This window comes from Paraburkholderia sediminicola (genome assembly GCF_046026855.1).
In the GTDB taxonomy this organism is placed as follows: Bacteria; Pseudomonadota; Gammaproteobacteria; order Burkholderiales; family Burkholderiaceae; genus Paraburkholderia; species Paraburkholderia sediminicola_A.
In genome coordinates this window covers 84,979-106,364 of the sequence record NZ_JAQQET010000022.1, presented here as the reverse complement: position 1 = coordinate 106,364, position 21,386 = coordinate 84,979, and the positions used below count along the sequence as shown (strand labels likewise).

Genomic DNA, 21,386 nt, shown 5'->3' with positions numbered 1-21,386 from the left:
AAACGTCACTCGACCGACGCCTCAAACACCCGCCCGGCGATCACCCGCAAGAGACGGCCACGCAAAGCGAGCGCCTCTGCCCGTGGCGCGAGCGGCGCGGCCATTTGCACTTCGATCGATGTCAGCTGATTGCGCGGCACGCCCGGTTCGGATACTCGGCCAGTCGATCTGCATCGGCGCTCCAGTCGGGTCTGATTATTTGCGGGTGGATGTTACCCGGCTTTTATCTGGCGTCAGCGCTCCGACCATGCGCTCAACGAGCTTCAACGCTTCGGCTTTCAATGCGGCGGGATCGTCTGCGCCATCGAGCAATTGCGCCGCTTCGCACACCATGCTGCCGATCATGCGCGCGGCGAGGTATGCCTTTGCTTTTTCATTGCCAGTGGCCTGGTTCGTCAGCGCGCCGATAAGCAGACCGTAAACGTGCGCTTCTTCGATCTCGCGGCACCGCGCCGGGCCGAGCACGGCGGGCGCGGTTTCAATGACGAGTTGCCGATAGGCGGGTTCGGTGCAGACCTCCAGAAATTCGCGAATGCCCGCGCTCATCCGCCTGGCTTTCGGAGCGGCCTCGGCTGCGGATTGGACTTGGGATGCGGCCCTCGCCTGCAGAGATTCGATCAAGGCATCGAACAGTTCAGCTTTGTCGGCGAAGTGGTGATAGAAGGCGCCACGCGTCACGCGTGCGCTGCGCGCGATGGCTTCTATCCCGACCTGCTGGTAGCCCTGCGAGGTGAATAGCTCGCCCGCAGCGGTGATGAGCGCCTGACGGGTCGCGTCCGCGTATTCCTCGCGACGGGATTTGGGGGTTGGACCTGCTGTCGGCATCGGGTTCGTTTTTTTAGCCCTTGATTTTTCACATTCTGATTGTAGTATACATACACGGTGTATGTGAAAATCATATTGTATGTTTTGATTGCCATGGGCTTCCATACGGATGAGTAGGCAAACAGCACCGTAGGTAAGCAACCCATTCAGGAGCAAACCCACATGACGTCAGCAGAAAAATACCTCCCGCCTACAGCGGAACAGTTAGCCAATGCCAGGACAGCCGTGCAACGCTTCGCCGCAGAGTGGCAAAACCCTGTCGCCGATAACCTGGAGCCTCTTATGCATGAGGACACTCGAAACCTCATCCCGCCCATGACGGAACCGGCCGACAGGAAAGGCGTGATCGAACACTTCCGTCAGGTCCTGACCCAGCTCCCTGACTTGAAAGTAGACGTCCTTCAATGGGCGCCCACTGGCGACGCCGTCATGATCGAATGGCAGGCATCAGCCACAGTGGCCGGACAGGCGCTCAATTGGCAGGGCGTCGACCGCTTCAACCTGCGTGGTGACCGCATGTACAAAGGGCAGGTGTATTGGGACACACGGCGGGTGGCGGAACAGATGGCCGAAGCGGTCAAACGCGCGCAGCAAGGCGGCTCAGCGGGGTGATCCATCGCCTTGGATGAGCCAATAAAAAGGCGGTTAAAGCACGTGTGCTTTAACCGCCTGCGGCCTTCTAATCTAAAAATCGCAGATCAACTGCGTGGCACGCCGTCCTCCACCAACACTGCAATCGGCATCGCGCCCAACGCATCGCGGAGATATAAAAAGCCGCTTTCATCAACCTTAGGCGCCGCCGGACTCAGCCAGTCGAATAGCGCGCGGTCAGTGAGATCGGCAGGCACCGCAATCGCCGTATCGCCCCATCTGGCCGGATCGATCATCGGTAAATCGCCATTCTCACCGAGCAGTCCGGCAGCGAGCCGGCTGGCGACCACGACAGCCCACGCATTCCCATGCCGCCGTGCAAACGCGATCACATTCGACGCATACGCACCGTGCACCTCAAGCGGCAGATACGTACTCTGACTCAGCAACTCCGGTAAATGCGCGCGCAACGCCAGCACACGTTGCACCACCGCGAGCTTCACGCGCCCATCGCGCCAGTTCGGTAAAAACTCCGATGGCGGTGTTTGTGCCAGCCACGACTCACGTTTGGCAAAATCGACGGGCCGGCGATTGTCTGGATCGACCAGACTGAAGTCCCACAATTCCGTGCCCTGGTAAAGATCGGGAATCCCGGGCGACGCCAGCCGCAACACCGTCTGTTGCAAACTATTGAGCGCACCAGCGCGCCCGATCCGTGCCACGAATGCGGACAACTCGTGCAGGAAGCCATCGCGCCGCTGCGGCGCGAGGATATCGAACAGGAAATCGCGGCAGGCGGCTTCATATGCTTCGTCGGGTGCAAGCCAGTTGGTCTGCAGCTTCGCTTCCCGCAGCGCCTTCAACTGCCATTGCGCGACACGCTCGGCCAGTTCCTTGACACCCGCTTTGTCGTCGGGCTTTAAATCCGGAGGCCAGCAGCCTACCAGGGTTTGATACAGCATCGCCTCGGCGGCGGGACCCGGTGCCCAGTCGTAGCTTGTGTCCTTGCTCACGCTGTTGATCGGCGTGCCATCGAGCGCACGCCGGTGCGGCGCGTTCAATGTTGACCACGCGCGCAACCTGGCGCTCCATTCATCCGCGATTTCGCTCAACACCGCAAGCCGCGCGCGCACGTCTTCGCCACGCTTATGGTCATGCGTCGCCGTGGCCAGCATTGCGTGAGGAAAGCGCAGCGACCGTTCCAGATTTGCGGCATGAAACTGCTCGACCGACAAAGCAAACTCGCCCGGATCCGAGCCGACTTCGTTGCGCGACAGCAAACGTCCATAGCGATAGCACGCCGTATCTTCAACCGCCTTCGCGGCGACCGGCGCCGTCAATTGCGAAAACAGCGTCTGCGCGGTGCGCCGCGAGGAACCGGCATGGCTCGGTGGCGCACCATTCGAACCCTGTTGCTGCGGTGGCGCATTGCCCCGTGCATTCGACACCTCTTCGGCGCTGCCGCCTAGCCAGGCGTTCACGCGATCGAGTACCACGTAGTCGGCGCGCGAAAGCGTCTCTTTTGCACCTGCCAACGCCTGCTCGAAATACACGTTATCGGCGGTGCCGCGCAGCCCGTTCTGTGGATAGATCCGATACACCGGAAAATGCACGATCAGTTCGGTCAGCACGCGCCGCAGCGCGGTGAAAGTGAAATCGCGCGTCGTCAGCGAATCGCGGGCAATGCGATGCAACGCACGCGCCGCTCGGTCCAGTTCGGCCGAGAGATTCTCCGCGAGAATTTTGCGTCGCGCGGCTAATGCTTCGTCGGCGAAGCGCGGGCTGCGGCCGGTGAGGTCGGCCCACGTTTGCGCGAGTGGCTCGGCGCCGGCCGGATCGTGCAGCAGCGCACCCACGTCGTTCATGAAATCGTAGCCGGTCGTGCCGTCCACGGGCCAATCGTCGCGCAACGGCTCGTCGCGGCCGAGAATTTTTTCGACGACCACATATGGCGCCGTGTCGCGCAATTCGGTGAGGCGCTGTCGCAGACGCTGACAGTAGTCACGTGGTTCGGCCAGACCGTCCACGTGGTCGATCCGCAAACCGTCCACCACGCCTTCCTGATACAGACGGAAAACCAGTGCATGCACGGCCTCGAACACTTCGGGCCGTTCCACCCGCATGCCGGCCAGCGTCGAGATGTCGAAGAAACGCCGCCAGTTCACTTCGTCCGAAGCGGTGCGCCACCACGCGAGGCGGAAGTGCTGCCGCTCGATCAGCCGATGCAAACGGTCGCGCGTGACCGGGTCTTCGGGCGAATAGGCTTCCAGCACCAACTCTATCGCCGCGGCGCCGTTTTGCGCGACGAACTCGCGCAGTATCTCGCGTCCTTCGGCGGCGCGCGGTTGATCGGCCGGTTGTGTCGTCAGGCCCTGGAAACGTTCGGCCAGTGCGCTGAGATCGGCGCGCTCGGCGCTTTGCAGAATCGATGCGTAGTCGGTCGGACACACCGGAAACATGTGCGGCCCGTAGCCGATGTAAAAGCGCCCACTGCCGGCCGCAAAATGCAGCGCAATCCGGCCTGCCGCCAGTTCGTCGCCATACGGCGCGCCGAGTGTCGGCGCGAGCACCTTGCCGCGCAAGGCCGGGTCCGGCGAGTGCCAGTCGACATCGAAATGGCGTGCATACGTGCTGTGCCGGCCCCATTCGAGGATATCGAGCCACCACGCGTTGCTCGAACCGCCGACACCCATATGGTTCGGCACCACGTCGATGATCAGCCCCATGCTGTGCGCGCGCAGTTTATCGACGAGGCGTTTCAGGCCCGCCTCGCCGCCGCATTCGGCGTTGACGTGGGTGTAGTCGACGGTATCGTAGCCGTGCATCGAGCCCGGCTCGGCGGTGGTGATGGGCGACGCGTACACGTGGCTGATGCCGAGCGCGGCGAAGTATTCGACATGCTTCGCGGCATCGTCGAAGGTAAAGCCTCGATGGAATTGGAGGCGAAGCGTGGAGCGCAGGACGGTCATGGCGTATCAGGCTCCGAAGAAGCGTTAGCCGGAGAAGCAGGAACGGTCGCGCCGCGGCGCGCGCGGTCGACGGCCAGCAGGCGGTCGCTGAAGGTGTCGTCCCTGAACAGTTCGTCGATCGGCAAGGCGACACGGCGGCGCCAGTTCGGATGCTCGTCGATCGAGCCGGGCAGATTCGGCTGCTCGACTAATGCGAGCAGATCTTCAAGCGGGAAGGTGACGAGCGGCCCGGGCGTTGCGGCGACGAAGGCGAGCGCTTCATCCACCGGCGCCTCGTCGGGCGGTGGCGCGGCCACGTCCGGTGCCGCGACGCCGGCTTGCTGGAACGCGTGCCATAACAGAGCGCGATCGGCGGCGCGTTCTTCCTGCGCGACTTCCTCCGCGTCGCGGCCATCGGTGCGCGCCATCGTCTGGCCGATCCTGTTGCGCCATGTGATGTCGCTGCCGCGCCACCAACCCGCCACGGTCGGCAGATCGTGGGTGGTCGTGGTGCCGACAGCATTGCGGTCCCACGCATGCGGTGGCTTGAAGCCCTTGCCGCCTTCCGCCCCTTCAAACCACAGTACGCGAATGCCGGCAATGCCGTGCTCGTCGAGCCGCTCGCGAAAGCCTGGCGGCACGGTGCCGAGATCTTCGCCAATCACGACCGCGCGGTGCCGCCACGATTCGAGCGCGATCAGCCGCAGCAGATCTTCGAGCGGATAGCGCAAATAGGCGCCATTACGCGCGCTCTCACCTTCGGGCACGAGCCACAGGCGCCGTAAGCCGAGAATGTGATCGATGCGGATGCCGCCCGCATGCGCGAACGCCGCGCGCAGCATGTCGATGAATGCGGAGAAGCCCTGCGTGCGCATCGCGCGTGGCGAGAAGGTGGTAAGACCCCAGGCCTGTCCGGCCTGGTTGAACAGATCGGGCGGCGCGCCCACTGAAACGCCTTGCAGCATGTCGTCGCGGTACGACCATGCATGGCTGCCGGCGCTATCGCATCCAACGGCCAGGTCGGCGATCAGGCCGACGGCCATCCCTGCATCGCTCGCTGCATGCTGTGCGTGCGACAAACCTTTGGCGGCGAGCCATTGCAGAAACAGATGAAAATCGACTTCATGCCGATGCGCTTCGGCAAAGGCCTCAACTTCCGGGCTGCGGGGATCGCGCAAAGCCTCGGGCCAGTTGCGGCAGTGGCCGTTGCCGCCCTCTTGCGCCAACTGCACTGCTTGCAATGCTTCGAAACGCGCGTGATCTTCGAGCGCGCGGCCGGCACGTTCGCAGAAGCCATGAAATTCGAGCGCGTGCGGCGTGTCGTGCGCGCGTTCCTGCGTGCAGAAGTTCTCGTAGAGCGCGCGTAGAACTTTCAGCTTCAGCACGACCGCGTTCGGCCAGTCGATGAGTGACAGGTCTTCGAGTTTCGACCACACATTGGTGGCCTGCGTGGCCTCGAGCGCGGCGCGCGCGGCGTCTGTACCAAACACCGCAGCGGGGTCGATATGCGTAACGTTCAGCCACAAGCGCGACGACGGCGAATACGGACTGAAGCGATTCGGCTCGGCGCTGAACATCGCATGTGTCGGACTGACAGCGAGCGCATGCGCGCCGCGCTTCGCGCTTTCAATGGCCATTTGCGCGAGGGCCGTATAGTCGCCGATGCCGCCATCGCCCGTGCGGCGCAAGCCGTATAACTGTGCGGCAATTCCCCACAGCGGCGGGGTTTGCGCTTTGGCGCCGTCGTGCAGCGTGCGCCATGCATCCGCGACGGTATAGCAGTGTGACGGCGCAACGGCCAATGTCACGCGCTGCTCATTGATGACCAGCGTGTGGTAGCCGGGCTCGTCGATCGGCGCGAGCAATGCTTCTTCGCCTTTGGGCGCCGTGAAGCGGCCGTCGATAATCGAACCGCTTTCGAGCTCAATCCGGTAATGACTGCCGGATTTGATCGCTGCGGCAGGCAGCGCGATGCCGCGTTCGATCTCCGCTGTCATCAGCGGCGGCAGTTTGCGGCCGGACAGTTCCGCTTCGAGTGCAGCGGCGCTGTGACGGATTTGCGTGGCATTACCGCATGGCAAACCCATCCGTTCGAGCAGCACGGCGAGCGTGTTCTCCGGCACATGCTGTGTCGTATGGTGCGCATCCCGCCACTCGACTTCAAAGCCGGCGCGAGTGGCAAGGGTAAGGATCGTATCGTTTGAACGGCGGGTAGCACTCACGCGTGGCGCTCCTGTTGGCCCGCGATGCGAGCATCGTGGCCGATGGCATAGTCGCTGACGTCGCCGGTCACCCATGCGGCAAACGCGTACGACGGCAAAATCCTGGCGTCGATCTGCTCGCGCACGCGTGGCGGCGTTTCGAAAATCATCTTGCCGGCAGGCAGATCCGGGAACGCCACGCTCTCCTTCGAGAGATTCAACGCGATCGACAAGGTTTCGCCGTCGCCGAGTTTCCAGCGGGCGATCAGTGCAGCGGCGTCGCCGCCGTTTTCGGCGCTCAGCACGGTCGAGCCGAGCGCTTTGGCATGTTTCAGGCGCGGCGTGATCAGCTTCGCCCGCACGGCGAGCGCGGATTTGTAAAAGTGCATCCAGTCGAGCCGGTCTTTCGCGTTGTCGTCCGTAGCGGAGCCTTGAACAGGCTCAGGCGGTGACGATGCCGCAAAGGTCTTCACGTCGTTCGGATCGGGGATTTGCGCGCGCCGCTTTTCGTCGCTGAACGACGAAAAGCGTGCGAACTCGCGGCGTCGTCCTTCGCGCACGGCGTCGGCGAGATCGCCGCTGTAGGCGGTGAAAAACAGAAACGGCTGCGTCGAGCCGTATTCCTCGTCCATGAACAGCATGGGGATTTGCGGTGACAACAGCAGTACACCAGTGGCGGCGCGCAAGGCATCGTCCGACGTCAGCTTGCGCAGGCGCTCGCCGAATGCGCGATTGCCGATCTGATCGTGATTCTGCAAGAACATCACAAACGAGGTAGGCGACAGATGCCGGCTCGATTCGCCACGCGGCGCGCCGTCGTGAATCGGCGATGGGTCGCCCTGATACGCGAAACCTTCCGACAGCACACGGGCAAGACGACGGATCGGCTGATCTTCGTACGCGTGGTAATAGCCTTCCGTTTCGCCCGTCAGCAGAACGTGCAGGGTGTTGTGCGCGTCGTCGTTCCACTGCGCGTCGAAATGCGTGTCCAGCAGGCTCGCACTGTTGTGCTCGTTTTCCAGCACCAGATGCACATGCCGCCCGTGCTGCACTTTCGCGCGGATATGGTCGGACAATTCACGCAGCCACACATGATTGTCGATGGCGTGCACCGCGTCGAAACGCAGGCCGTCGATACGATACTCGTTGATCCAGTAGACGGCGTTGTCGATAAAAAAGTCGCTCACTTCACTGCGGTTGAAATCGATCGCGGGGCCCCAAGGCGTATGCGTGCCTTCGCGGAAAAACGAGCGGGCGTATTCGTGCAGGTAATTGCCGTCCGGGCCGAAATGATTGTAGACCACGTCGAGAAACACCATCAGCCCGAGACCGTGCGCGGCGTCGATCAGCGCTTTGAGTTCTTCGGGGCGGCCGTACGTGGAATCGGGTGCATACGGCAGCACGCCGTCGTAGCCCCAATTGCGCTTGCCGGGGAAGTCGTTCAGCGGCATCAATTCGATGGCTGTCACGCCGAGCGCGGCAAGCGCGGGCAAACGTTTCTGCACACCCGCATAGCCGCCCATCGTGCCGACGTGCAACTCGTACAGCACCGTCTCTTCCCACGGGCGGCCATGCCAGTTCGTATGTTCCCAGCGGTACGCGCGCGGGTCGATCACTTCGCTCGGGCCGTGCACGTCTTGTGGCTGGAAGCGCGACGCAGGATCGGGCACCGCATGCTCGCCATCGAGCCGGAAGCGGTACAGCGTGCCCGCGCCGCTGTCGACGGTCGTTTCGAACCAGCCGTTGCCGGCGGCAGTCATGTCGTGCACGCCTGGGGCCGGCCCGTTTTCGATTTCCACCTGTACCGTCTTGCACGAAGGCGCCCAGAAACGGAAACGGGTGCGCGGCTTCGCGCCCGTAGCGCCCAGCAACTGCGCGCTGAACGGCAGGCAATGTGCGTGATGATGCGCGTGAGGGTCAATCGGACTTTCGGACATGATTCATCACCATTCGATTTTGCTTCTCGCCTACGTGGTTGGCGACGTATCGCCGCTCGGCGGATGCGCACCCGGATCGGGGGGCAGAGCAGTCAGCAGCCGCGGCCCGTGTTGCGCGCCGGCTTTCCATCCCGCCTGCCAATCCGCTTCGCCCACGGGTTGCGCCGCCAGCATCACAAGGCTATGTGCGGCCACCTCGACCTCTGAAGCCGCCAACCGGTGCGGCGCGCTTTCCGGCTCAGCAGTGTCCAGCAGCACATGCCATTCCAGGTGCGGCGCGGGTGGTGCAAAACGCAGCGTTTCGTCCGCTGCGTTGAGCATCATCAACAATACTTCCGTTTCGCCGTTCAAGCCTGGACCTGCGCGACGCAACGTGAACGCGCGGCCTTCAGGGTCCTGCCAGGCTTCGATGGTGAGGGGGTCGCCATGTTCATCGAACCAGCCGACATCGAACAAGCCCGGCAGCACTTCGCGGTCGCCGAAAAGGAAGCGTGTTTCACGCAGCAGCGGATGCTGTTTGCGCAGCGCGATCACGCGTGCAACGAACGCGGTCATCTGACGGCCGTCGAATGATTCCGCATGCTCCCAGTCGAGCCATGATAATTCGTTATCCTGGCAGTACGCATTGTTGTTGCCGTTCTGGGTGCGCAGCGATTCGTCGCCTGCCAGCACCATGGGCGTGCCGAGCGCCATCAGCAGCGTAGCGATCAGCGAGCGGGCCACGCGTTTGCGGGTTTCGAGAATGACCGGATCGTCGGTCGGGCCCTCTACGCCCCAATTGCGACTGCAGTTTTCATTGTGGCCGTCGTTGTTGTCTTCGCGATTGGCCTCGTTATGCTTGTGCTCGTATGCGGGGACATCGGCGAGTGTAAAACCGTCATGCGACGTAACAAAGTTGACCGATGCCCACGGTTTCCTGAAGCGCCGGTTGAACAGATCGGCGGAGCCGGTCAGCCGCGCGGCAAGATCGGGGCGCAGGCCCGCGTCGCCGCGCCAGAAGCGGCGCACCGTGTCGCGGAAACGGTCGTTCCATTCGGCGAAGCCCGGCGGATGATTGCCGAGCTGGTAACCGCCAGGACCGATATCCCATGGCTCGGAAATCAGCTTGCGTTGCGACAGGATCGGGTCCTGGCGCAATGCGTCGAAGAAACCGGAGCCGGGATCGAAACCATGCTGCTCGCGACCGAGCGTCACGCCAAGATCGAAACGGAAGCCGTCGATATTGAACTTCGTCGACCAGTAGCGCAGTGAATCCATCACCATCTGCAGTACGCGCGGATGCGGCAGATTCAGGGTATTGCCGCAGCCGGTATCGTTGATATGGTGGCGTTCGTCGCCGGGAATCAGGCGGTAGTAGCTTGCGTTGTCGAGGCCGCGCCATGAGACGGTCGGCCCCATCTCGTTGCCTTCGCAGGTGTGGTTGTAGACCACGTCGAGAATCACTTCGATGCCGGCCGCATGTAACTGACGCACGGCGATGCGCATTTCATCGAGCCGGTGCGTGCTCAGATATGACGGCTCCGGCGCAAAAAACGCTGCGGTGTTGTAACCCCAGTAGTTGCGCAGGCCGCGCGCCACCAGAAAGCGGTCGTTCAGAAGCGCATGCACGGGCAGCAATTCGACGGCGGTCACACCGAGCTTCAGTAAGTGCTCGATGAATTCCGGCGAAGCCAGCGCGGCGAACGTGCCACGTTCGTGCTGGCGCAAATCGGGGCGCAACATCGATACGCCGCGCACATGCGCCTCATAGATGATGGTTTCGCCCCAAGGCACATTCGGACGCTTGTCGTGCGACCAGTCGAAGGCTTCGTCGATCACGACGCACTTCGGCATGGCCGGCGCCGAGTCGCGGCGGTCGATGGACAGGTCGGCGCGATTCGAATGCACGCGATAGCCGAACAGCGCGTCGGACCAGCGAAACTGCCCGACCAGTTTGCGGGCATACGGATCGAGCAGCAGCTTGTGCGGATTGAAGCGATGCCCATGCTGCGGCTGATACGGCCCATGTGCGCGAAAGCCGTACGCGGTGCCGGGGTGCGCATTGGGCAAATAGCCGTGCCAGATTTCGTCGGTGCATTCGGGCAGCGTGAAGCGTCTGATTTCTTTGCGACCGGTGGGATCGAACAGGCAAAGTTCGATTTTCTGCGCATTCGCCGAGAACACCGCAAAGTTGACGCCCAGGCCATCCCAACTGGCACCGAGCGGATAGGGCGAGCCGGGCAGAAGCCGGTCGGGCATTGCATGCGACATGATTCCCCTTCCTTGTTCTGTTTTATGAACGCTATCGTGGGACTTCATGCAACGAGCGCGCGGCCTTCTGGCCGCGCGCTCGCCTTACTGCACATCCATCAATCCGCGCGCAAAACGATCGTCGCCAAAGGCGGCAGCGTCAGCGCAGCGGAATGCGGCCAGCCATGGCTCGAGATGTTGTCGGTATGGATAAGGCCGCCGTTACCCATGTTCGAGCCGCCGTACACGCCAGCATCGGTATTCAGCACTTCTACCCAGCGACCGTCGCGCGGCATACCGATCCGGTAGCCGACCCGCGGCACCGGCGTCATATTGCACACGACGACGAGTTCGCGGCCCTCGCCATCGGTGCGGCGCCAGGCGTACACGCTGTTGCCGTTGTCGTCGCCGACCAGCCATTGGAAGCCGCCCGGCTCGCTGTCGAGCCGATACAGCGCAGGTTCCTCGTTGTACAGATCGTTCAGATCGCGCACGAGCTTCTGCACGCCGTGATGGTTGGGATCGTCGAGCAGATGCCAATGCGGCGAGGTGTCGTGATCGAATTCCGCCATCTGGCCGAATTCGCCGCCCATGAACAGCAGCTTCTTGCCCGGATGCGTCCACATGAAGCCGAAGTACGCGCGCAGGTTGGCGAACTTCTGCCATCTGTCGCCGGGCATCTTGCCGAGCAGCGAGCCTTTGCCGTGCACCACTTCGTCGTGCGAGAGCGGCAGCACGAAGCGCTCGGAATACGCGTACACCATGCCGAACGTCATCATGTGATGATGGTATTGGCGGTAGACCGGATCCTCTTCCATGTAGTGCAGCGTGTCGTGCATCCACCCCATATTCCACTTGAACTGGAAGCCGAGGCCGCCGTCTTCGAGGCGTGCGGTCACACCCGGCCACGCGGTCGATTCTTCGGCGATCGTGATCGCGCCCGGCACGCCTGGCACATAGCCGACTTCGTGATTCAGCCGCTTCAGAAACGCGATCGATTCGAGATTTTCGCGCCCGCCGTAGATGTTTGGCACCCACTCGTCGGCAGCCCGCGAATAGTCGCGATACAGCATTGACGCGACTGCATCCACGCGCAGGCCGTCCACGTGATAGCGCTTCAACCACGCGAGGCCGGATGCCACCAGGAACGCGCTCACCTCGTTGCGGCCGAGGTTGTAGATCATCGTGTTCCAGTCCTGGTGATAGCCTTCGCGCGGATCGGCGTGCTCGTAGAGCGGCGTGCCGTCGAAGTCGATCAGGCCATGCGCGTCGTTCGGAAAGTGCGCCGGCACCCAGTCGAGAATCACGCCGAGGCCGGCCGCGTGTGCCTTGTCGACGAACAGGGCGAACTGCTCGGGTTTGCCGAAGCGCGCGGACGGCGCGAACTGTCCGAGCGGCTGATAGCCCCACGAACCGCCGAACGGATGCTCGGCAATCGGCATGAACTCCACGTGCGTAAAGCCCATGCTTTTCACGTAAGGAATCAGCCGCTCGGCAAGTTCTTCCCAGGTGAGGCCGCGCTGACCTTCCTCGGCGACGCGCAGCCACGATTCGGCATGCACTTCGTAGATCGAGATCGGCGAGCGCGGGGTTTGCCTGGCGGCGCGCGACTGAATCCAGTCCTGATCGGTCCACACAAACTGCTCGATCTCATCGACGTGCGCGACCACGGATGCGGTGCCCGGCGGCTTTTCCGTTTGCATGGCGCACGGATCGGCCTTGAGCGGCAGCGGATGGCCGTCACGAGCGAGCAATTCGTACTTGTAGCGCGTGCCTGGACCGACACGTGGTACGAACAATTCCCACACACCCGCCTGATGGCGCAGCCGCATCGGATGACGGCGGCCGTCCCACGAATTGAAGTCGCCGACCACCGAAACGCGCCGCGCATTCGGCGCCCATACGGCAAAGCGCACGCCCGGTACGCCGTCCACTTCCATCGGGCGTGAGCCGAGGCATTCGAGTACCGCGTACGGGTCACCTCCGGCGAGGCGCCCCAACGGTTCGTCGCCGAGAACGGGGCCGAACGAATACGTGTCCTCGATTTCCTGCACGGTGCCGTGCCAGTCGATGCGTAAGCGATAGGGCACCGCCGACGTGACGCGACCGGCAAACAATCCCGGTCTTAGCTGTTCGAGTTCGCCGAGCGTCGAGCCATTCGCGCGGGAAATGACGGTGACATGCGAGGCGTTTGGCAATAGCGCGCGCACAACCGGACCCGCGTCCGTTTGATGCAGACCGAGCTGGGAAAAAGGATCGGGATGACGCGCTTCAACGAGCGCGTCGATATCGAGCGGTTGGAGGCCTGCGGCCGGGTCATGCTCACTCATAGTCGCCCTCGGCCGGATTAGGCGGTGCGGCGGCGCCTGGCGCCTGGGTTGATGAATCGTGGCTGGACGGTGTGCCGGTGTCACCCAGCAAACGGCTGGTGAGCGCGGCGAGGCCGCGCACCGGCAAACTGAGCCACGTTGGACGGTTGGCCGCTTCGTAACGGATTTCGTACGCCGCTTTCTCGATCAGGAACAGATCGAGCAGGGCCTGTTCTGCCTCGGGGGCAACCAGCGGCGTCGGTGAGTCAGTAACCGCAGCGCGGTACTCGGTCAGGAACGTTTCGGTGGCGTGTGCGCGGAAACGGTCGAACAATGCGCGCTTGCGATCGGCGGTTTGCTGCGGTGCGCTTTCCATCGTGGACTGCGCCGCCGCGCTCGCATACGACAACGAGCGCATCAACCCGGCCACGTCGCGCAACGGACTCGACTTCTGACGGCGTTCTTCGAGCGTACGCGCGGGCTCGCCTTCGAAGTCGATCAGATACGCGTCGCCCTGCGCGACCAGTACCTGGCCCAGATGGAAGTCGCCGTGAATGCGCGTACGCAGGGCGGCCGCATCTCCCGACACCAGCTTGCTGACGGCGTCGACCAGCGCGGCGCGGCGGTCGATCAGGCTTTGCGCCAATGCCTTGGTGTCAGGATCGCTCATCTGTTCGATACGCGGCGCAAGCAGATCGAGCGCACTGGCGAGCATGGACTGCGTGCCGTCGACCCACGCCTTCACCTGTTCGGCGCTGGCGGGTTCTGGCGCGAACGCAGGGTCGTCGGAGGGCGACGCGAGCGCCACGTGCAATTCACCCAGCCGCTTGCCGATGATGCCGGCCAACTCACTGTAGCCTTCCACGAGAATCGCTTCGTTGTCGCGATCAGGCGACGGCGCTTCCGAATCGACGGCGATGGCGAGTTCGTCCACCGAGCGGCGCAGATAGTCGAGGGACCAGTTCCAGGCGTCACCCTGATTGTCGATATAGCCTTGCAAGATAGCGAGTGTATGTGGCACGCCTTCGGGATCGACGCGTACCACTTCACCATACAGCGGAGCGGTGTTCGCGTAGCCGAGCTGGGTCAAATAGCGGCTGATTTCCGCTTCCGGATGAATGCCGCTCACCAGACGCCGCACCAGCTTCAGCACCGCGGCATCGGCGATGATCAGCGAGCTGTTGCTTTGCTCGGCCGCCAGCCAGCGGATCTCGGGCCGCTCGCCGAGATCATCGAGTTCGGCGAAACGTTCGGTTGGAATGAACTTGATCTCGCTCTTCTGCACGGTGGGCACGACAGCGCGCTCGCGCAGTTTGCGCAGCACGCCATGGGCGAAGATCGGCAGTGCGAACGCGTCCGTCAGATGACCGACGTTGCGGCCGCGGCGCACGCGCGCGAGTGCCAGTTGCATGAACAGCGGCGTGGTGGTTTCGCCGCCCCACGTGATCGCGATCGGCACGACGTAGCGTTCGGTATGGTCGCCCACGTCGGCTTCGATTTCAGTGAACGCGAAGCCGCCATTGGGGATCGTGGTCAACGCGGCGAGGCGCACCGCATGCATTTTCTGATCCTTCGAGGCAAACCAGCGGCGCCGGCTCAGCCATGACGGCAGCACTTCGGATTCGAGCAGGCGCACGTTCTCCGGTGTCGGGCCGACCTGGCCTTCGCGGATCACGATCGTGACGAATTCCGGCAGCGGCTCCGAATGAGCCTGTGCCCATGTCGGACGCTGGCCACCGGAGCAGAGCATGAACCATAGGAAACCGTACGGCGGGAAGGTCAGCAGATAGGTCAACTGCCCGATCGCCGGGAACACAGAATCCGCGGTCATTTCGATTGGCACCGAGCCGTTGAATTCCGACAGATCGAGTTCGACCGCTTGCGGTGCGCGCGACAGATTCGCCACGCACAGGATCGGCGGTTCATCCGGCATTTCACGCAGATACGCGAGAATCTTGCGGTTTTCCGGCTTCAGGAAACGGATGGTGCCGCGTCCGAAGGTTTGTTTCGCGCGACGCGTGGAGAGCATGCGCCGGGTCCAGTTCAGCAGCGAATGGGGATCGCGGCTTTGCGCTTCGACGTTGACGGCGTCGAACCCGTACAACGAACCCATCACCGGCGGCAGCACCAGTTGTTCAGGATCGGCACGCGAGAATCCGCCGTTGCGATCCGACGACCACTGCATTGGCGTGCGAACGCCGTCGCGGTCGCCGAGGTGGATGTTGTCGCCCATGCCGAGCTCGTCGCCGTAGTAGATCACGGGCGTGCCGGGCATCGACAGCAGCAGCGAATTGATCAGTTCTATGCGGCGGCGGTCACGCTCCATCAGCGGCGCGAGGCGGCGGCGAATGCCGAGATTCAGCCGCGCGCGGCGATCGCTTGCGTAGGTGTTCCACAGGTAATCGCGCTCGGAATCCGTGACCATTTCGAGCGTTAGCTCATCGTGATTGCGCAGGAAAATCGCCCACTGGTTCGTTTCGGCGAGGTCCGGCGTTTGCCGCATGATGTCGGTGATCGGGAAGCGATCTTCGCTCGCAATCGACATATAGATGCGCGGCATCAGCGGGAAGTGGAACGCCATGTGGCATTCGTCTTCGTCGCCGAAATATTCCTTTACGTCTTCCGGCCACTGGTTTGCTTCGGCGAGCAGCATGCGGTTCGGATACTCGGCGTCGATCGTTGCGCGGATCTTCTTCAGCACCGCGTGTGTTTCCGGCAAGTTCTCGTTGTTGGTGCCTTCGCGTTCGACCAGATACGGCACCGCGTCGAGACGCAGCCCGTCGATACCCATATCGAGCCAGAATCGCATCACCTGCAGCACTTCCTTCAACACGGCCGGATTGTCGAAGTTCAGATCGGGCTGGTGCGAATAGAAACGGTGCCAGTAGTAAGCGCCCGCAACCGGATCATGCGTCCAGTTCGACGGCTCCGAATCGATAAAGATGATCCGCGTTTCCGTGTACTTCTGATCGGTGTCGGACCAAACATAGTAGTTGCGATGGTTCGACCCCGGCTTTGCGCGGCGAGCGCGCTGAAACCACGGATGCTGATCCGATGTGTGATTGATCACCAGTTCGGTAATCACGCGGATGCCGCGTGCGTGCGCTTCCTGAATGAAGCGCCTCACGTCGGAAAGCTGGCCGTAGTCGGGGTGCACGTTGCGGTAATCGGCGATGTCGTAGCCGTCGTCGCGACGCGGCGACGGATAGAACGGCAGCAGCCAGATCGCATTCACACCGAGCTCGGCGATGTAATCGAGCTTCGCGATCAAGCCGGGGAAATCACCCACGCCGTCGTTATTCGCGTCGAAGAACGACTTGATATGCACCTGATAAATGATCGCGTCTTTGTACCAGAGCGGATCGTCGCTCAAGGCTGCGGGCTTGCCGCGGCGATGCGAGCGCGCTTTGACAGCGCTGCCGGTGGCCGCGCTCGTATTGGCCTGCGACGTGCTTTGGGCTGGATCGTCACGCTTCATGTCGCACCTTCCGTAGGGGTTGGGTTGCCAGCGTCGTCTGCGTGATAGTCGCTGTCAGCATCATCCGGGTGGTCAGCGGGTAAACCGCCGAGCGGCGCAATGCGCCAGATCGAAAACGGCTGTCCCGAACTGAGCCGGATGTGCTGCCAGCGGCCGTGCCATTCGAAACGCGCACCGGTCATCTGATCGGTCACTTCCAGCGCGCCATGGTCATGCAAGTTCCATTGCTTGAAAGTGTCCCACGACAATTCGATATCCGCGCCCTGTTCGTTGAACGGGTCGAGATTGATCGCCACCAGGATGACGTTGTCGCGCGCTGCGGTGGCTTTTTCGAAGAACAGGATGTTGTCGTTGTGCGCGGTGAGGAACGTGAGGCCGAGATGCGTTTGCAGGGCCGGGTTCGCGCGGCGAATCCGGTTCAACGCACTGATCTCGCCGACGATGTTGCCGGGCCGGTTCCAGTCCCACGCGCGCAGTTGATACTTTTCTGAGTCGAGATATTCCTCGCTATTCGGCAGCGCAGCGGCCTCGCACAATTCGAAACCGCTATACACGCCCCATAAACCGGCCAGCGTGGAGGCCAACGCGGCCCGAATCAGAAAGCCCGAACGCCCCGACGACTGTAAATGCCGCGGGTTGATGTCCGGCGTATTGACAAAGAAATTCGGCCGGTAGAAATCACGTGCGCTGGTTTGCGTGAGTTCGGTCATGTATTCGATGAAATCGCGCTTCGACTCGCGCCACGTGAAATACGTGTACGACTGCGAGAAGCCGATCTTGCCGAGGCGGTTCATCATGCGTGGCCGGGTGAAGGCTTCGGCGAGGAAGATCGTGTCGGGATAGCGCGAGCGCACATCGTCGATCACCCATTCCCAGAACGGCAGCGGCTTGGTGTGCGGATTGTCCACACGGAAAATGTGCACGCCGGCTTCGATCCAGAACAGGAATACGTCGCGCAGCGCCAGCCACAAATCAGGCTTGGCGTCGTGCGCATAGAAGTCGGGATTGACGATGTCCTGATACTTCTTCGGTGGATTTTCCGCGTAACGCAGCGTGCCGTCCGGGCGCCAGGCGAACCATGTCGGATGTTCCTTCAGCCACGGGTGATCCGGCGAGCACTGGATCGCGAAGTCGAGCGCGATTTCGAGGCCGTGCGCGTGGGCGGCGGCCAGCATCTGCTTGAAGTCGTCGAGCGTGCCGAGTTCGGGATGTACGGCGGTGTGGCCGCCTTCGGCGCCGCCGATCGCGTACGGGCTGCCGACATCCCCCGGTTGCGCATTCAGTGTGTTATTGCGGCCTTTACGGTTCGCGATGCCGATCGGGTGGATCGGCGGGAAGTACAGCACGTCGAAACCCATGTCGCGGATGCGCGGCAGTTTCGTGACGACGTCAGCGAAGGTGCCGTGACGCGATTCGTCGTCGCTCATCGAACGCGGGAAGATTTCGTACCAGCTTGCAAAGCCTGCTGCGGTGCGTTCGGCGTCGATCTTGTAGATGATCGGATCGCGGCTCAGGAACGGGCGGTGGCGTGCGGCGGTCATCGCCTTCGCGGTGGCCGGCGCCAGCAGCAGCGCGAGCTTGGCCTCCGGATCCGCCTTGGTAAAGACCTTGACGATATGTTCGAGCGGCTCGGTTATCACACGCTCCGCGTCTTCTACGGTTTCCACTTCGGCGAGTACCAGGGCGAACAGATGCGCGGCTTCGTCGAGTTCGAGTTCGACGGTTTGACCCGCCTTCAGCTTCTTCTGGATATGCTCGACCAGTGACGCGAAATCGTCGCGCCATGCGATTACTGTGAATTCGTGGCGGCCGAGGCGCTCCAGCGGAATGCGCGCTTTCCAGATATCGAGGCCGGCCGGCTGTGCCGGGTTCATCGGCACCTCGTGCCAGGCGGTTTCGTCAGCGGCGCGCCAGACCACGGCGGCGGCGATCTTGTCGTGACCTTCCGCGAAGATCGCGGCGGTGATTTCGGCACGCTCGCCTACCGTGCGCCTGGCGGGAAAGCGGCCGTTATCGACTGAGGGCGTCACGCTCTCGATCGCCATGCGCGGCGCGCTGATCGCGTCGAACACGGTCTTGCGGCCGCTGCGCTTGCTGTTCGCCTTGTCGATCGGCGGCGCGAGACGGATCGGTTTATCGGCGACCCCACGGAACAAACGGACTGCGCCGGGTGCGAGCGTGAACGGCGTCAAGCCGGCGGGCGTGGCATGCCCGGGCGCGTCGAGCGGGACGAAGCGCGTGAAGTTGCCGGGTACGCCCGTGAGGAAGCGGGCGGGATCGACGCGCACAGGCGCGCCGAGCTCAGGATTGATGGCGATCAGGATGGCTTCGCCGGCGTCGCGCAGATCGGGTGTGTCGGCGCGCAGCAACACGGCTGCGGGTGCGCCGGGCCCGCTTAGCGGGCGCAATTCGCCGTTGGCGTGCAGCGTCTTCGTATTGCGCACCACCTCGTTCGCATGGCGGATCCGTTCCGAGAGATCGAATGACTTCGACTGGCAGGCTAGGGCGAACTGCGTAGCGTCGCCGCGTGTCTGCGACATCGGCTCGGTGATGCCGTATTCGAAGCCCATCGGCATCATCCAGCCAGTGCCGGTCGAGGCCGACGCGAACAGCGCGCGCCGGTAGGCCCGCTCGACGATGGCGGCGTCGTGCGCGTCGCCGAGATCGGCGGCGAGGCGGGTGCCGTAAGGCGCTTCGGGAAAGGCGATGGGTGCGGCGATACGAGCGAGCGCGGCATGCTCTTCGACCATCCAGCTGGCGCGGAAGTCCCACCAGCGCACCGACGAGAACACGCTGTCGAAGCCCGCGCCGCCGAGACCGAGCAGATCGCCCCGGGCGAGCCCTGGCGTCGCGGCGAGGAATCGCACCTCAGGATGCTTCGCGCGAACCGCGTCACCGAGTTGCCGCCAAACGGCGGCCGGCACACGATGCGGTGAATCGAACCGGAAGCCGCCGACCCCCGCGTCGGCCAGCGCCAGCAGTTGTTGCGTCCACCAGTCGACTAGCGCGGCGCTGCTGTTGGCGTCGTTGAAGTTCGCATACGCGACGTTGTCCTCGCGATGCACATGGCGCGGATCGAGCCTGGCTTCGTCAGACTCGAATGCGTGGAACCAGCGGGTATGTTCGGCGTACAGCGCGCCATCGGCGGCCATCCTGTCGATCACCAGATCGACCAGCAAGGTCAGGCCGTTCTGGCGGGCGGCGTGCGCGAGCGTGCGGATCGCCTCCGTGGCCGGTTGCGGAGTCTCGAACACCGGATGCAGTCGGCCGTGGTTGCCGACTAGCTGTCCATGACCCGACCGGCCCGGCTCGAAGATGCCGCCGATCAGCGCGTGATCGAAGCCCAGTCCGGCTGCATGAGCGAACTGCGCAGGCCATGCATCGAGCGGCCCGACGAGAAGTGAATGAAAAAAGTAGATCCGTGGCGCGTACCCGTTTGGAGATTCCATCGGTCCTTTCCAGATTCGTCCTGCTGCGGTGTGGATGCAATTGACATGCGATCACAGCGCTCATTGGGCTTCCAGAGCCGGATACCGCGCGATGCGTGAAGCGAGGGCGCGTACTGGTCAATGTAGTGCAAAGATCGTCACGCCGCTGGCCAGTAGCGGGTGCTTTGACGCCAGGTGTCGATTGCACGGGGTCGGCCAGAACTATTCGCAAGACGCAGCAAACGTTGTGCCAGTGCGTTTTGGATCGAAACGAAGGGGTGGGGAAGCGCGCCCCAGGGGTGGTGCGACGGATGGCCAGAGGGGGCGAGGGGCGTGGTGGTAGACGGCCAGCGTGTAAAACGTGCGGTGGTCGCCCGGGTTTTACACGGCGTGTTGCGAGGCGCGTGCCGGGGCCGCAAAAAGGCGAAGCGGCGGCCGGCGGGGCAAGTGTTGTGAGGGAAAAGAACTTTTATTGAAGGACGGCGGGTCAGGAGCCGACCAGGCCCGCTGCGATGTTTACGCACAAGCCGAGCACGGCGACGTTGAAGTAGAACGACAGAATCGATTGCGCGAGCGCCGCCCGGCGAATCGTGCGGGAGCGCAGCACCACGTCCGAGGTTTGCGAGGCCACGGCAATCGTGAACGAGAAATACATGAAGTCCCAGTAGTTCGGATCGAGCTTGCGGTCGGGAAACAGCAGCGCGGTCTCCGTCGTATCGGGATCGTAGTAAAGCCGTGCGTAGTGCATGGTGAAAATGGTCGGAATCAGGAACCATGCGCCGAACATCGTCAAGCCGGTCAACAGGTAGTGCCAGGCAGTCGAACTGCCGGCCGTGCCCTTCGCCGAGGCCAGTTCAAGCACGATCGCGGCAATGCTGGCGATCGTCGCGACGCAGATCACCAGCAGGACGATGCCCGCATTTTCATCGTCGCGCCGCGCGAATTCCCGGACGCGGTTTTCGTCGGCAGCGGCCATATGCACCCAGATCAGCACGAGGTAGCTCCATACGGCTGCGTCCCAACCGGCCAGCACGCGCACCATTGGACGCGTGTGCTCAGGTACAGTCAGCGCGGCCACGAGGCCGATGGCGAGGCCGATCAGCATGCGGGGTCGATTGCGAAGAACCTGCGGATAATATTTTGTGAGCATGGGATCAGGAGTGGAGGGCTGTCTGTGTCGCGGATTCTACTCGCGCTTCGGACACCATTTGTCGAATGGGTGAATCACAGGCTATAGTCTTTCGCAACGGCCTTGCGCGTCGCTTTCAGTTGAAAGGCGATTGGCAGGCGGCACGTTTTCACCGTGCGCGCCGCGCAGTGAAGCTGTTGCACAAGGCTGTCATCAGCACACCATAATGCGGCTCGCGTCGGCATCGCGCGGCCACACAAGATCGCTTAAGCGGCGCTAGACCAGGTTTTGGGGTAGAGAAATCGACGCAA

11 protein-coding genes are annotated in these 21,386 nt (G+C 62.8%); 1 reads left to right on the top strand and 10 read right to left on the bottom strand.

Going from position 1 to position 21,386, the window contains the following annotated elements:
* Nucleotides 1-5: 5 nt before the first annotated feature.
* Complete coding sequence (locus PQR40_RS23830; RefSeq protein ID WP_408231080.1) at nt 6-140, bottom strand: hypothetical protein; 135 nt, start codon at nt 138-140, stop codon at nt 6-8.
* A gap of 55 nt (nt 141-195) precedes the next feature.
* Nucleotides 196-930, bottom strand: coding sequence for a TetR/AcrR family transcriptional regulator (locus PQR40_RS23825; RefSeq protein ID WP_408231077.1), 735 nt, complete (start codon nt 928-930; stop codon nt 196-198).
* A gap of 57 nt (nt 931-987) precedes the next feature.
* Here PQR40_RS23825 and PQR40_RS23820 point away from each other — a divergent pair, with 57 nt between their 5' ends.
* Complete coding sequence (locus PQR40_RS23820; protein WP_408208166.1) at nt 988-1,437, top strand: nuclear transport factor 2 family protein; 450 nt, start codon at nt 988-990, stop codon at nt 1,435-1,437.
* 86 nt (nt 1,438-1,523) lie between these two features.
* On the opposite strand, the gene treY is transcribed toward PQR40_RS23820, so the two are convergent.
* From treY to PQR40_RS23780, 8 genes are all read right to left on the bottom strand, one after another.
* Nucleotides 1,524-4,385: a malto-oligosyltrehalose synthase gene (gene treY, locus PQR40_RS23815; RefSeq protein WP_408391982.1), complete on the bottom strand. Its 2,862-nt coding sequence runs from the start codon at nt 4,383-4,385 to the stop codon at nt 1,524-1,526.
* Nucleotides 4,382-6,586, bottom strand: a complete 2,205-nt coding sequence (gene malQ, locus PQR40_RS23810) for a 4-alpha-glucanotransferase (protein ID WP_408509975.1) — start codon at nt 6,584-6,586, stop codon at nt 4,382-4,384. Before malQ ends, treY begins: the two co-directional genes overlap by 4 nt.
* Nucleotides 6,583-8,502: a malto-oligosyltrehalose trehalohydrolase gene (treZ, locus tag PQR40_RS23805; protein ID WP_408509974.1), complete on the bottom strand. Its 1,920-nt coding sequence runs from the start codon at nt 8,500-8,502 to the stop codon at nt 6,583-6,585. The genes malQ and treZ overlap by 4 nt, the downstream gene beginning before the upstream one ends.
* Before the next feature lie 30 nt (nt 8,503-8,532).
* On the bottom strand, nt 8,533-10,752 hold the full coding sequence (gene glgX, locus PQR40_RS23800) for a glycogen debranching protein GlgX (RefSeq protein ID WP_408231066.1): 2,220 nt from the start codon (nt 10,750-10,752) through the stop codon (nt 8,533-8,535).
* A gap of 98 nt (nt 10,753-10,850) precedes the next feature.
* Nucleotides 10,851-13,061, bottom strand: coding sequence for a 1,4-alpha-glucan branching protein GlgB (gene glgB / locus PQR40_RS23795; RefSeq protein WP_408509973.1), 2,211 nt, complete (start codon nt 13,059-13,061; stop codon nt 10,851-10,853).
* Entirely contained in the window at nt 13,054-16,518 is a 3,465-nt protein-coding gene (gene treS, locus PQR40_RS23790) for a maltose alpha-D-glucosyltransferase (RefSeq protein WP_408231060.1), read from the bottom strand. Before treS ends, glgB begins: the two co-directional genes overlap by 8 nt.
* Nucleotides 16,515-19,967, bottom strand: coding sequence for a maltotransferase domain-containing protein (locus PQR40_RS23785; RefSeq protein WP_408509972.1), 3,453 nt, complete (start codon nt 19,965-19,967; stop codon nt 16,515-16,517). The genes treS and PQR40_RS23785 overlap by 4 nt, the downstream gene beginning before the upstream one ends.
* Nucleotides 19,968-20,433: 466 nt before the next feature.
* Nucleotides 20,434-21,096: a DUF1345 domain-containing protein gene (locus tag PQR40_RS23780; RefSeq protein ID WP_408340133.1), complete on the bottom strand. Its 663-nt coding sequence runs from the start codon at nt 21,094-21,096 to the stop codon at nt 20,434-20,436.
* Nucleotides 21,097-21,386 lie beyond the last annotated feature (290 nt).

Bases quoted from the DNA above. Each gene is read 5' to 3' on its own strand.
- PQR40_RS23825 (WP_408231077.1), bottom strand. From the start codon at position 930: ATGGAAGCCCATGGCAATCAAAACATACAATATGATTTTCACATACAC.
- PQR40_RS23820 (WP_408208166.1), top strand. From the start codon at position 988: ATGACGTCAGCAGAAAAATACCTCCCGCCTACAGCGGAACAGTTAGCC.
- treY (WP_408391982.1), bottom strand. From the start codon at position 4,385: ATGACCGTCCTGCGCTCCACGCTTCGCCTCCAATTCCATCGAGGCTTT.
- treZ (WP_408509974.1), bottom strand. From the start codon at position 8,502: ATGTCCGAAAGTCCGATTGACCCTCACGCGCATCATCACGCACATTGC.
- glgX (WP_408231066.1), bottom strand. From the start codon at position 10,752: ATGTCGCATGCAATGCCCGACCGGCTTCTGCCCGGCTCGCCCTATCCG.
- glgB (WP_408509973.1), bottom strand. From the start codon at position 13,061: ATGAGTGAGCATGACCCGGCCGCAGGCCTCCAACCGCTCGATATCGAC.
- treS (WP_408231060.1), bottom strand. From the start codon at position 16,518: ATGAAGCGTGACGATCCAGCCCAAAGCACGTCGCAGGCCAATACGAGC.
- PQR40_RS23785 (WP_408509972.1), bottom strand. From the start codon at position 19,967: ATGGAATCTCCAAACGGGTACGCGCCACGGATCTACTTTTTTCATTCA.
- PQR40_RS23780 (WP_408340133.1), bottom strand. From the start codon at position 21,096: ATGCTCACAAAATATTATCCGCAGGTTCTTCGCAATCGACCCCGCATG.